At 44.0% G+C, this 12,600-nt stretch carries 13 protein-coding genes; 10 read left to right on the forward strand and 3 right to left on the reverse strand.

The features are described 5' to 3' along the window. The 3 genes from CD05_RS16730 to CD05_RS20805 all read right to left on the reverse strand — a co-directional run. The coding region (locus tag CD05_RS16730; RefSeq protein WP_278244785.1) for a sigma-70 region 4 domain-containing protein at window positions 1–552 on the reverse strand (552 nt) is incomplete at its 3' end. A gap of 76 nt (window positions 553–628) precedes the next feature. Further along, window positions 629–958, reverse strand: coding sequence for a sigma factor (locus tag CD05_RS0100070; RefSeq protein ID WP_028508784.1), 330 nt, complete (start codon window positions 956–958; stop codon window positions 629–631). Next, window positions 909–1,079: a hypothetical protein gene (locus CD05_RS20805; protein ID WP_198021554.1), complete on the reverse strand. Its 171-nt coding sequence runs from the start codon at window positions 1,077–1,079 to the stop codon at window positions 909–911. The genes CD05_RS0100070 and CD05_RS20805 overlap by 50 nt, the downstream gene beginning before the upstream one ends. A gap of 936 nt (window positions 1,080–2,015) precedes the next feature. Between CD05_RS20805 and CD05_RS0100075 the strand changes: the two genes are divergently transcribed. The 10 genes from CD05_RS0100075 (at window position 2,016) to CD05_RS0100120 (ending at window position 12,596) form a co-directional block, all read left to right on the forward strand. After that, on the forward strand, window positions 2,016–2,309 hold the full coding sequence (locus CD05_RS0100075) for a helix-turn-helix domain-containing protein (protein ID WP_028508785.1): 294 nt from the start codon (window positions 2,016–2,018) through the stop codon (window positions 2,307–2,309). A 229-nt stretch (window positions 2,310–2,538) separates the two neighbouring features. Beyond that, on the forward strand, window positions 2,539–2,886 hold the full coding sequence (locus tag CD05_RS16735; protein WP_242841211.1) for a plasmid mobilization relaxosome protein MobC: 348 nt from the start codon (window positions 2,539–2,541) through the stop codon (window positions 2,884–2,886). Next, a complete protein-coding gene (locus tag CD05_RS0100085) occupies window positions 2,835–3,914 on the forward strand; it encodes a relaxase/mobilization nuclease domain-containing protein (protein ID WP_084262050.1) in 1,080 nt (359 codons plus the stop codon). The genes CD05_RS16735 and CD05_RS0100085 overlap by 52 nt, the downstream gene beginning before the upstream one ends. Window positions 3,915–4,057: 143 nt before the next feature. Continuing rightward, the gene (locus tag CD05_RS0100090; RefSeq protein ID WP_028508787.1) at window positions 4,058–5,254 is read left to right on the forward strand and encodes a tyrosine-type recombinase/integrase; all 1,197 of its coding nucleotides are present in this window, start codon (window positions 4,058–4,060) and stop codon (window positions 5,252–5,254) included. A gap of 668 nt (window positions 5,255–5,922) precedes the next feature. Next, window positions 5,923–6,063 carry a hypothetical protein gene (locus CD05_RS20460; RefSeq protein ID WP_156947229.1) on the forward strand — a complete coding sequence of 47 codons (141 nt, stop codon included), beginning with the start codon at window positions 5,923–5,925 and terminating at the stop codon, window positions 6,061–6,063. Continuing rightward, on the forward strand, window positions 6,050–9,454 hold the full coding sequence (locus tag CD05_RS0100100; RefSeq protein ID WP_028508788.1) for a sigma-70 family RNA polymerase sigma factor: 3,405 nt from the start codon (window positions 6,050–6,052) through the stop codon (window positions 9,452–9,454). Before CD05_RS20460 ends, CD05_RS0100100 begins: the two co-directional genes overlap by 14 nt. Continuing rightward, on the forward strand, window positions 9,451–10,104 hold the full coding sequence (locus CD05_RS0100105) for an ABC transporter ATP-binding protein (protein ID WP_028508789.1): 654 nt from the start codon (window positions 9,451–9,453) through the stop codon (window positions 10,102–10,104). Before CD05_RS0100100 ends, CD05_RS0100105 begins: the two co-directional genes overlap by 4 nt. A gap of 109 nt (window positions 10,105–10,213) precedes the next feature. Beyond that, on the forward strand, window positions 10,214–10,732 hold the full coding sequence (locus tag CD05_RS19270; RefSeq protein WP_051588727.1) for a sigma-70 family RNA polymerase sigma factor: 519 nt from the start codon (window positions 10,214–10,216) through the stop codon (window positions 10,730–10,732). Window positions 10,733–10,738: 6 nt separating this feature from the next. Beyond that, window positions 10,739–11,419: a DUF4367 domain-containing protein gene (locus CD05_RS0100115; RefSeq protein WP_028508790.1), complete on the forward strand. Its 681-nt coding sequence runs from the start codon at window positions 10,739–10,741 to the stop codon at window positions 11,417–11,419. Window positions 11,420–11,516: 97 nt separating this feature from the next. Next, complete coding sequence (locus CD05_RS0100120; protein WP_028508791.1) at window positions 11,517–12,596, forward strand: hypothetical protein; 1,080 nt, start codon at window positions 11,517–11,519, stop codon at window positions 12,594–12,596. The last annotated feature ends 4 nt before the right edge of the window (window positions 12,597–12,600 follow it).

Genomic DNA, 12,600 nt, shown 5'->3' on the forward strand with positions numbered 1-12,600 from the left:
GGTAGAGGCTTTTATATACTCTTTACCGACATCATCAAGCCCCTCAATAGCCGCAATAAATCTAAGCTGACCGTCTGTGTAGTCTTTAGTTTCAATTGTGATCCGAAAATGTTCATTCTCTGTTACATATTCTCCAAACTGAGCTGTCTGCTCTGATCTGCTGTCAGTAACTATATCTTTTTCGGGGCGGTAGTTACCCATATTATTATCAAGCCTTCCAAGCGCTAAGGGCACACCAAATGCCGCAACAGCGACAGCACCGGCAGTAACAAGCTTTACAGCGATACTCTTTCCTGCTAACCTTGCGGCACCGGATGCAGCAGCTTTGGCATAGCTTGCATCTGCCGTGTCTGAAAGCAGAGAATTTATTGGGAATGCCGCAAGCATACCACTGCCAAAAAGCTTTTCTATCCTTTTGCGGATAGTTTTTCTTGCCTTATATAGCTTTTGCTTTGCGTTGTTTTCATTCGTTCCGAGAGAGCCTGCCACCTCGGCAACAGACATATCTTCAAAGTAATACAGTATCACCGCCGAGCGCTGATCAGCAGGCAGCCGTCAATTACAGCCTTTAGCTTTTCTTTCGTGTCTTTGTTCACGGCATAGTCCTCGGGCAGCATGATAGGCTCATTCAAGCAGCATCAGCAAGGGTGCGCTCCATTTGCTCGTCGTCCTCAAAATGCTCAGACCCCGAGCTGTCCTTAATACTTTTGACGCATTTGCTGTAAGCAATCGAATAAAGCCACCCGATGAATGACTCACCCGAGCGCAGCTTTGATATATTTTCAAAGGCTGCGGCAAAGGTCTCGGAAGCGATATCCTGCGCCGCATCAGCATTTTTAACATTCCGCTTTGCAAAGAAAAACACCTTTTCATGAAACTCTCTATACAGCGTTTCAAAAGCTACCTTATCACCCTTCTGCGCTTTTTTTGCAAGAGCGCTTATCTCTGTTTTGTTCATCAGTGTCACCCACCTCTCTGCCCAATAGTCCTCGGTATGTGTCAAGATACTGCTCATCTGATGGGGAATCGTCAAATTGCAGGAGTATCCATTTTATCAGCTCATCAAGAGAAATCTCCATATCGCCGCCCCTTTCCTTTGCTCTCATAGGTATAGAGTTTTTTTAAGGAAAATGGTTAGCGGACAAATATATTTTTGTTATCATGTACAAGGCTGTGACCGTTTTATTGTGCAATTTGATGTCATAGATAACGATAGGATTATTATATCATAGATGCTTATATTTATCAAACAAAACGGACGCAATGCCCATAGCCGAGGAATGCGTCCGGTTTCATTTTTGTTAGGGTGTAATCCTATCGTAAATCTAAATATTTTGTAAACATGGGCGATTTTGCCTTAACTTTCGCCCGAAATCCTAGGTATAAGTGAGAGGCTTTTATTTTCGATGAAAAATATTTCTTGATGAAACCGCCTGCACCCTCTTTATCAGAATGCTGTGCAAGTCACACATTTTACATAGGTCTGATTTGTTGAATTCGGAGAAAATATTTTTGGAAGGCTAAATATCACTTAAAAATATACCGCATTATGTAGTGTCTTATGGAGGGAGTTTTACTAAATCATTATGCAGCCCAAGTACATTTAAGCAAAGCGACTATGCCGCAGCGTCTATATGCAAACCATACATTTTTCACAGGTCGGAATTGTTGAATACAGATATAAATATTACAACTTTACCGAAACCGCTTATATAATCATCTCTAAATGTCGGTACTAGTGAAGGCTATGCTACACCCTCTACTGTCTGCATATATTTTGCAATAACTGCACACCCTCAATGATTACCATTTGTGTAACCATACAGTTTTTCAAAAAACCATTAGCTTTTCCGCTCGTCATTCAGAATTAACTTATGAAAGGCACATATTTCTTCCTGCCTCGCCAGCAGAAGAAAAAGTGCAAAGTCACACACACAATCGTCCAGACACGAAAGGAGGAAACAGCAGCGTACATTAAAACCATACAAAACAAAAATCAGAGAGGAGAATGACATTTGAATTTAACAGAAAAGCAGCAGATCATTTCACAGATAGCCCAGCTATTGGAGCAGCTTATCGAAGCGGAAACGACCGAGCCTTCACCGCAGCAAGATCAGAGCAAAACTCATCCGCTTGAAATGCTCACAGTCAAGGAGTGTGCTGCACTTGTGAACGGCTTATCTGAGCATACAGTCCGTCAGCTTGTCGCACAGGATAAGATTGCCTATGTAAGAGCAGGCAGTGGTGTGAGGGGCAAGATACTTGTGAGCAAAGCGTCGCTGCTAAAGTATCTTGGAGTAGCAAATTGAACGTAAAAAAAATCGCCCTGCCGAGGGCAGCAGGGTGAAATGTGTAAATACGATTATTTAAATTTATACTTTACATAATTACGCAAGTACAGAAAGTCCCGGCAAAAAACCGGCACTTTCCCGCAGAGATCAACGTGGTTGACCTCTGCGGTGTTTAGAGGCTTTGCAGCTCTAAACGCAGGCTCGGCAAAAGCGAGCCGAATAGCAAAAACCAAAAAAGAAAGGACTGATGAAAATAGCAAGAAAAAACAAAACGCTCCGCCGCAAGGAGATAGTGTATTCAGCCGAGGAATGGGCACAGATCGAAAAGCAGGCTGCTGAGTGTCACTTGAAAACCTCTACTTTTATTAGGGCGATGTCGCTGAATGGGAAGATAAAAGTTGTTGACCTAAAAGAACTTGCACCCCTGCTCAATGGTATGAGAATCATCTCGAAAAATATCAATCAGGTGGCGAAGAAAGCAAACGAAACGTGCAGCATTTATGCCGAGGATATTGATAAGCTGAAAGGAGATGTTGCTGAACTTTGCCGTACTGTAAATCTGTGGCTGTCCACCGTAACGTCAAGCAAGCGCTGACCTACATTCTCAACCCCGACAAGACCGACGAGCGAGTTTTGACGATCTCGCTGAATTGCATGACCGAGCCCGATTTCGCCTACACGCAGATGAAGACGGTTTACGAGCAGTACGCAAGGCGCAGCTATGATGCCACTCCGAGCAAAAGCGGCAAAAGCCCCGTCAAGGCTATCCACTACATAATGAGCTTTGCCAATTCCGAGGGCGTTACTCCGGAGCTTGCCCACAAGATAGGCATGGCATTTGTCCGCAAAATGTTTGGTGACGATGTGCAGGCAGTCATTGCAACTCATGTCAATACTGATCACATTCACAATCATATACTGATAAATTCTTACTCGCTCACAGGTAAGCGGTTTTATGACAACAAGGCATCTGTCCGAAGAATGCGTGAGGTCACGAACGGGGTGTGCCGTGCTTTTGGAGTTGAGCCTGCACTCAACTTTGAGAACGAGGGGAGGTCTATTAGTTACTCCGAATGGCAGCACAAAAAGAAAGGCACTTCGTGGAAGGAGCATATTCGTAATGCTATCGACAGCTTGATACCCAGTGTCAGCAGCTTTGATGATTTGCTTGCGGAGCTTGAAAGGCTTGGCTTTACGGTCAAGCGTGATAAGAATTTTTTGATAAAAGCCCCCGGGCAGCAGCGTTCGGTCAGCTTGTGGAAGTTGGGGGAGGACTACACGGAGGAGTCACTCAATGCGAGAATAGGTATGATTCAGGTTTTTGCAAAGCCTATTAAAAAACAAGTTGATGTTTACAAACTCTCGGAGATGTTGTCTGTTATCAGCAAAGATCATATTTCATCAATCGGTGATCTGGAGGGGAGAATCATGCAATTGAGAAAAGAATATGAAAAGACTAAGGGTGAGGAATGTCGAGATAAGCTAAGAGTATATCAAGATATTAAGGATACATACAAGGAAATATCTCGGGGGGATTATATCTCCAAGCTTGTAGAGAAAGAAAAACTCCGCAGGGAGCAAGAACAGAAAAAGCAGCCACCAAAAAAGAAACACCACCGATAAATATTCAAAGATTTAACGCAACTTTTATATTGAACAAATCAGCGGAATGTGTTATACTGAATATACGATATATTCCGCTGTCGGAAAGGAGTTAAAATGATAAGACAGCAGAATAAAACCACCACACGAAAGGTGGTGGCAGAATGAATATACAGGAGCGCAAGAATAAAGAAGGCAAGATAACCTCGTTTCGTATTCGTGTTTTCGATCATCGTGACGCTCAGACGGGCAAGCAGGTGTTCAAAACTTTATCCGTAAAATACGATAATACTAAATCGGCTCAGTGGAATCGTAAGAACGCTGAAAAGCAGGGTGCGGTCTTTGAAAAAGGTGTGGAGGAACAGACAGTTTGTGATTCTCGTATCACGTTTGACAATTACTGCGAATACTTTCTGAGGATAAAGGAACAGCAGGGTATAAAAAGCTCGACACTATACAGTTATAAATACAGAAGGAATAAGCTCGCACCGTTTATCGGGCATATCCAGCTAAAAAATTTGCTGCCGAATACTTTGAACCGTGCTTATGCCGATATGGTTGACAGCGGCATCACAAGGAAATACATTCATGAGCTTCATATTTTTATCCATAACGTAATGCAGTTAGCTCTGCGTGAGGGAATAATCCCTCGGAATTATTCCGAAGCGGCACTTCCGCCAAAAAAAGAACGTCCGAATATATCAGCGATCGGTGAAGAAGAGCTTGGCAGATTTTTCGCTTGTCTGTACGCAGACAAGGAGCATTATATGTATCAGGTGTTTTTTAGTATGCTTTTAGCGACGGGCTGCCGCATTGGTGAACTGTGTGCGCTGACATGGAAAGACATTGATCTTGAAAAGAACAGGATACATATATGGAGGCATTTCGTTCAAGATCATAACGGCTGGCATATTGACGAGGGCTGTAAGACAACAGCAGGAGAGCGCTGGCTGTATATGGATAATGACACAATGAATATGTTGAAAGAGTACAGAGCCTATTATTTCCAGACAGGCAAGAAGTACGGAAGCAAGTGGGACTGGTTCAAAAATGCGGTATTCTTTACGCACTGTCATCACCCCGGAGATTTTACCAAGCCTAATACTGTCAGAATGTGGTTCCAGACTTTTCTGAAAAAGAACGGGCTACCGAATTATCACCCGCATCAGTTTCGTCATACTGCGATTAGTTTGCAGCTCCAGGCAGGGATAAGCGTACCTGATGTATCCAAACGTGCAGGACACGCACGACCGGACGTCACACTCTCAATATACGCCCACACGCTCAAAAACAACGATGTGCATTGCTGCGAAGCCGTTACGAAAGTTCTGCCGGATATGCCAAAGCATAAGACAGGTTAGGTCAAAGAAATGACAGAAACGATACCACTAACTTGTTGTATCTTAAAAGTTGACCAATTGTTGACCAAAGGGTTTATTCTATGGTGAAAAAAGTGCGGAAATGACGTAGATACGTGGAGTGATAAGGGAGTGTTGGCCTTAACTTGTCCTTTATTGGTATGAAAAACTGCCGCAAGTTAAGCAAATGTGATTAATGCATCTTTTTGCAAAATGGTGTATCTACGCAGTTTTACAAAAGATAGGCGAAGGCATAAAAGGCATCATCGGCTCTTCGATCCCTTCTGCCCCTGCCAGATCATGATCTCGCAAATTACGTAAATTCGTGGTTTGCGAGATTTTTTACGTTTTCTCTTTTGTTCTTTATTTGTAGTCACGATTCTCGCCTCGCTCTCCTTTTCAAAAAAAGGGAGAGCATTTTTTTACCTCTTCGAGAGTATAGATGTCATGTTCTTTGTCTTCCTCGGCAAATGTTGTTTTTTTGAGGGGCTACTTGTCCTCATCTCTTGAAAATACGATCAAAAAGGTATATAATCAAATAACAGATACCGAAAAAAATGCACAATCACCTACTTGCTATTTTGTTTAAAAGGTAGAAAAAGTAAAAGCGAGGGTAAGATAATCCGCCCTTGACCGACTATATAATATAAACTGATAAAAGGGGCGGTTTTATGATGGTTGATATTGATGACCTGATAAGCTGGCTGCTTGCACAGGGTGAAAAGGAGCTTGATTTCAGCGCCGAGCAGCAGCAAAGGATATATGAAAGGATTTTTTTAAAAAAGGAGGCGGACGAGCTTGGACAGGAATGATGTGGCTTACCTTGCCGAAAGTGCACGGGCAGGTGACAAGTCCGCCTTTGAAAAGCTATACTATGAATTTGGCAGAAAGGTGTATTATTTCGTAAGACAGAATTTAGGTGATGACGAGGGTGTAGAAGATGTTGTTTCCGAGATATTTATCGCAGCCTTTGAAAACATAAGTACACTAAGAAAGGGCGAATCCTTTGTGGGGTGGCTTTATTCTATTGCCTACAAAAAGTGCGCCGATCATATACGGGATAACTCGGGCAGGGAGCTGCCGCAGAGCCCCGAGCAGCTCGACACCCTCCTCGAATCCGCCCGCCTGAACGAACCCATCATGCTCCCCGACGACTACGCTGTCAACGAGGAGACAAAGGCGCAGCTTAGCGAGATAATAAACAGTCTGTCCTCCGATATGCGTGCGGCGGTGATAATGTATTACTACGATGAGATGACTGTCTCCGAGGTCGCCGAGGCTATGGGCACAAATGAAAACAACGTCAGCCAGAAGCTTTTCAGGGCTCGAAAGCGCATCAAGGAAAAGATAGAAAAGCTGCGCTCAGCTGATGGCTATTTCGCCGCCGCACCAATGGGCGCTGTGCTTGAAAACTTAAGCGACAGCGGCCTTTACATAGCCGCAGGAACGGCGATCGCATTCGGCCTTACGGTCGGGCTCAACAAGCTGAGCGACGGGGCGGCGAAGGTGCTTTTCTACATCACTCGCAAATACTGGTCAAGGCACAAGAAATCGCTTGCAGCGCTGCTGTTTTCGGGGGTGCTGCTTTGTGCGGTGGTGTGCTGTGCGTTTTTGATGCTGCGGCAAAGCTTTAACCGCTATCTAAATATGAATTATGACAATGCAGGCGGCTTTACATATATGCTTAACAGTAAATATGAAAAAGAAATAGAATTCCTTTCCAATGAAGACACGTTATGCGGCAAAGTTTACTGCTACGGCAAAACAGGCGCATTTGGCAAGCATTATACCTATGGCTCACTTGACGATCCCTATGAGCTTGCACATATTCCGATTGATAAAGGCAGACTGCCGGAAAATGAAAGCGAGATAGCTATAGATAAAACTACACTCAACAAGCTCGGCTTTTACGGCACTGTCGGAGATACGATCACCCTTGACATGGGAACGTATACCCTTGTAGGTATTATCAATGAAATGTACGGCAAATGTCGTCCGTTCTCTGAGATACAAGAGGAATTGCAGCACGAAAACGATCTGTATTATGGAGGTAGCGAAATATCCGAACCGTTTCCTATGATATTCATAGCACCCGGGCGGGAAAGCGATGCGTTATACTCATATACAATGCTTGATAATGACTACCCGTATTCAAATGATGAGCTTTATGCACTTCGTGAAGATGATGACGAAACATTTTTTCCCTCTGATATGGTACTGGTCAATTATGACAAGGCTTACTGCGCCGATATTGAAATTTTTCAAGACGGCTTTTATAAAGACATTTATCACCTATACTATATTTCCGGGATAGCTGCTTTTGTAGCTGTTTTGTCTGTAATAGCAGTGATGAGAAATATCTTTGCAGAGCGCGAAAACAGCATTGCCATGCTTCGCAGGATAGGTGTTTCAAAAAAGCAAATAAGAGTAATGTATACTATTGAGTGCTTGATACTTGGTGTCATACAGAGTGTCATCGGTCTCCTGCTTGGTTGTGCTGCTCATTTTGGAATATATAAGTTTCAGGTCTGCATTCTTGAGATGAGCAGCTACAGCGGTTTTACAAATGATGATGATGTGCTGCGCAATACTGTTTCTCCGTTTATTATAGCGATATGCTTTTCGTTTGCGGCATTGATAGTTGGATATATTGTATCAACAATCTTAACGTATCTTAAAGCATTTTACAGAAAAAGAAAAAAAGCCGCCTCACTTTACAGCTGCATTTCAAGAGCATTTGCAAACAGAGCAGTAACGGTAATTCAGACTTTCAGCCTTGCACTTATTTGCTTTGGAACTGTTTTGGGATATATGGTATGTCTTGAATACGGCTGGTATTATAACGAGGAAACCGGCGAATATACCGACCCGATAAACACACATTTCGGCGATAATGACAGGTTTGATTTTAATGAGGACAAAATCGCAGAATATTATAGTGTTCAGCCGCCATTAGATGTTGAAATCGGTTCATTTTCATTTGCAAGAGAAACTGAAAGCAACTTTGGAATAGATGACAGTACAGCGTCACGGCTTGAAAATGCGGTATCGACCGGTTATCTTCCGCAGACATTTATTATTTGTGATAGCCAAAACAGTTTAAAATATAGTATTACATACGGCACAGATGAGGAAAAGGAATTCTTTAAGCAGTATTCCTCGCAGCAAGGAAAAGCACTGATCGATTCAGGTAAGACACTGTATAAATGCCCGACTAAGTTAGCGGATATCAATACTATCGAGAGCTTATCGCAGTATGTTGTACAAGGGGAAATAAATGCTGAAAAGCTATTAAACGGTGACGAGGCAATTCTTGTTGTAAATACTGACGAAACGCCACTTGATTCGGGAATGACTATTACTCTTGGTTCATCAGCAACGTTAAATGGCTTTGGTATTGAAAGTGTAGTGACCAATGATGTTACAATCGGTGCTGTGATAGCTCTGCCTAAATCAATAGACCGAATATCAAAATATGCCACATTTGGAGGAAACGACTATTCTCTGCTGACGACCTGTGCCGGTGCAAAGAAGCTTGGCCTTCACAACGCCGCCTATACCGAAATATTTGCAAGAGAAGCACTTTCAAGCGGTTCAGTACCAATGGGCACGGGAATGACTATGGTCTCTTACCGACAACGCAGGCATGAAATATTGATAGCTGACCTTACCAAATATGGCTCGGCAGGACTTTTGATCATTGTAATGTCGCTGCTTGGCTTTGCAGCTTACTTCAATGGTATTGGCATGAAAATAAGATTAAAGGAATATCAGATTAGTGTAATGCGAGCTGTCGGAACACCACTCAAAAAGCTACGAATAAGATTGATTGTTGATTCTGTAAAGATACCAGTAGCTGCCTCAGCACTTGCATTCGGCGGAATAAAGCTTATCCAGCACATAACTTTTGTATCGGATAAATGGTATCGCAGCATTCAGCTTTCAATATACGATATTCCCGCTGAGCTGGAGGGTAACTGGTCGCTGATAAACGAATTCAATGACAAGCAGATGAAATGGGAGCAGAGCTATATAGCCTCGCATCTGATACATGATAAGCTGTGGCTTGTTCCGGTTTTAATGCCCACACTCGCTATCTTTACGGTAATGTGTATTATCACGATCTTGCTTACTCATAAAAGTTTAAGGATGTTTACCCCCGACATAGCGTCATCACTTTCAAAAGGGAGGAAAAGACAATGATAAAGACGGAAAATCTGACCCGAACCTACGGCAAAGGCGAAGGCAAGGTGGTTGCCCTCAAAGGCGTTGACCTGACAATAAATGATGGAGAAATGGTAGCCATAATCGGCAAATCGGGCAGCGGAAAAAGCACACTGCTTAACCTCATAGGCGGACTTGATGTGCCTACCGAGGGGAAGATCTTTTACAACGACACCGAGATCGGTAGAATGAACGACACCGAGCTGTCAAAATTCAGACTCAACAATGTGGGCTTTGTGTTTCAGTTTTTTGACCTGATACCTGAATTGACAGCCGAGGAGAATATCCTGCTGCCCTCACGCCTTGCAAAGAAAAAAGGCGAGGGCGCAGAAGGATTGTATTCCGCCCTCGACATAAACGACAGGATAAAGCACTACCCCTCCGAACTTTCGGGCGGCCAGCAGCAGAGGGCGGCTATCGCAAGGGCTCTGATAAACAGCCCCGATGTGCTGCTATGCGACGAGCCGACAGGCAACCTCGACAAGCGCTCGGGCGAGGAGGTAATGGCGCTGCTCAAAGAACTCAACGGCAAGGGCAAGACGGTCATTATCGTCACGCATGATGACGAAGTCGCAAGGCAGTGTCGGAGGGTCATTGAGATATCGGACGGGGAGATAGTTTCACAATAAATGAATTACAGCCTTCAAGGACGACCTGAGGGCTGTTTGTTATTCCTCTCTTGTCAAACTGCGCCCGGCGTGCTATAATAAAACTGATAAAAAACTAAGGAGAACCAAAATGCTTTCAGCTTGTATGGCGCTAATTGACAGTAAGGCGCAGAGAGAAGAATTTGAAATATTCTATAATGATAATAAAAACCTCGGGTACTCAAAGGCATATTCCATTCTGCATGACGAGCAGGCGGCGGAGGACGCTTTGTCCGAGGCTTTTCTGCGGCTTGCCAAATGTTTTCAAAAAGTTCACAACTTATCTTCTCACAAACTGCGTGCTTACTTCGTTATTATAGTCAAGAACGTTGCAATTGATATGCTCAGACATTCAGGCAGCGTTAACGAAATAAGGTTTGATGATGAGATCGACTATTCGGACTCTGAGATCGAGGACGTTAATATCGAAAGGCTTGAGGAATGCATTAAAAGGCTCTCGGAGGCTGACAGAGAGCTGCTTTATCTTCGTTATGAGCTGGAGCTTTCTCATATTGATATTGCAAAGAGCTTCGGTATAACAGAAGCTGCATCAAGACAGCGGCTGAGACACGCTAAAGCCAAACTCAAAGCCGAGCTTTTAAAGGAGTGAGATGATTTGGATAACAGAATTCTATGCGCCGCATTGTCAAATGTGTGCGAGGAGGAGCTTCTCGGTTTTTACGGGGAGAGTGCTTATGAAGAGCACAGATTCTCAAAGGGCTTTGAAGAAAAAATGCGCAACATCATTCACCCGAAAGAACCCGTTAATATCAAAAAGCGCATAAGGCTTGCATTTGTTGCTGCGGCGATACTGGCGGCAGGCTTCCTGCTCGGTATGTCATCGGGCGGCAAATGGGGCTTTGACATAAACAAGAATGAAGACGGCATTTATGCGAGCTTCAACGTTGATTCCGTCAAGGACGCCAAAAAGAAAGTCACCGACCGCTACGAGCTTGGCTTTGTGCCGCAGGGATACGAGCAGATCGAGGAATACATCCAGCCCTTCGGGCAAAGCATCTCATATATTTATGCAAAGGACACGGGCAGCGATGATGACTGGCAGACTGTCAGCTTTTGCTGCTGCACGCCCTATTATTACCGGAATATTCTTTTAGGCGACGAGGGCAAAAGAAGCATTATCGTTGAGGACGGCATTCAGTATTACATCAGCGAGCCAAGCGAGGGCTACACCGCCGTTATATGGTACCGGGACGGCTATGTAATGGTCGTTTCGGGCACAGTAGACAAAAACGAAGCACTTGATTTGTGCAGATCGGTGAAAATCAAAGAAGAATGATATTTTTATCTCACGTTTTGGGTGGGGGTTACGTTTATATGGGTGCAGGGTCATAAGGCTCTGCGCCTATTTTGATGTTTTGGGAGATGCAGTTTAAATGCTCAGAAAAATTACAGCAATAATGTGTGCGGTATGTCTTGCCACTTTTTCAGCGTGTTCATTTGCACAGGATAATAACGTAAACGACCGCAAGGTAGATGAGGTCGCTTTGAGCGCGGCAGAGGATATCGCAAAGGATGCCGCATCGGTCGCAGGAAAGGACTACGGAAACATTTCTATGCCCGAAAATATAAATATCCAGCAGCCCGAGGGTGTTTATATTCTTGAGACAAAGCTCGATATACCCGATAAACAGCAGACGGAAAGCAAGGGCAGAGCGTTGTTTGAAAAATACTTTGGTGACGAATTTGATGAAAGCTGCTTTAGTTTTTCTGATGGATCAGGGGCAGCCGGGTATGAGAACGGAGAACACGGCGGCAGCTATTCAGGCGACCTGAACATTTGCAAAAAGGATATACACTTTAACCAGTATGAGGTGCGCGACGGGGCAAGCTATTATGATCTGCCCGATGACTGTGATAAAGCACTTGGTGAGGGGTATTCCTTTAAGACAGCAGGTGATGCGTGTGATAATATCCGCGGCAGGCTTGGCGAGCTGTTAGGGGACACAAATGACCTTGAATTGTCGCTCTCATCACTTGCGGCTTTTGACAATGACGGGGACAAGCTGCTGTTTGTAAGCGGCGGCTATTCATACAAGGGCATTATGCTTGAAGAAAAACAATCCCCATATTTCAAAGATGACGGAGATAAAATGTCTTTCTATTCCACAGCAAATGTAAGGGCTGTTACGGATAATAACGGGGAGATATTATCCCTGTTTTCCGAAACGGGCAGAAAGGTCGTCTCGGCAAAGAAGCAGGATAGGCTGCTTTTGCTTTCCGATGCAGCGGAGCTTTTGCACAGCGAGCTGTCAGAGCTTTCGGATCACAAAATAAGCAGCATTGAGCTTCGCTATTGCTGCAGGGTCGATGATGATACCGATATGGATAAAAAAACGCTTGTCTATGAGCCGACGTGGATATTTGTCACCGACTCGGACGAGACGGGCTTCAACAGAAGTGATATAAAGGTCAGCGCCGTCACGGGTGAGATCTTCTTAGAAGTTGACAGATGATAAA

This window comes from Ruminococcus sp. NK3A76 (genome assembly GCF_000686125.1).
Taxonomy (GTDB): Bacteria; Bacillota; Clostridia; order Oscillospirales; family Ruminococcaceae; genus NK3A76.

Excerpts from the sequence above, each read along its gene's own strand:
- CD05_RS0100070 (WP_028508784.1), bottom strand. The coding sequence starts at position 958 with ATGAACAAAACAGAGATAAGCGCTCTTGCAAAAAAAGCGCAGAAGGGT.
- CD05_RS20805 (WP_198021554.1), bottom strand. The coding sequence starts at position 1,079 with ATGGAGATTTCTCTTGATGAGCTGATAAAATGGATACTCCTGCAATTT.
- CD05_RS16735 (WP_242841211.1), top strand. The coding sequence starts at position 2,539 with ATGAAAATAGCAAGAAAAAACAAAACGCTCCGCCGCAAGGAGATAGTG.
- CD05_RS0100090 (WP_028508787.1), top strand. The coding sequence starts at position 4,058 with ATGAATATACAGGAGCGCAAGAATAAAGAAGGCAAGATAACCTCGTTT.
- CD05_RS20460 (WP_156947229.1), top strand. The coding sequence starts at position 5,923 with ATGATGGTTGATATTGATGACCTGATAAGCTGGCTGCTTGCACAGGGT.
- CD05_RS0100105 (WP_028508789.1), top strand. The coding sequence starts at position 9,451 with ATGATAAAGACGGAAAATCTGACCCGAACCTACGGCAAAGGCGAAGGC.
- CD05_RS19270 (WP_051588727.1), top strand. The coding sequence starts at position 10,214 with ATGCTTTCAGCTTGTATGGCGCTAATTGACAGTAAGGCGCAGAGAGAA.
- CD05_RS0100120 (WP_028508791.1), top strand. The coding sequence starts at position 11,517 with ATGCTCAGAAAAATTACAGCAATAATGTGTGCGGTATGTCTTGCCACT.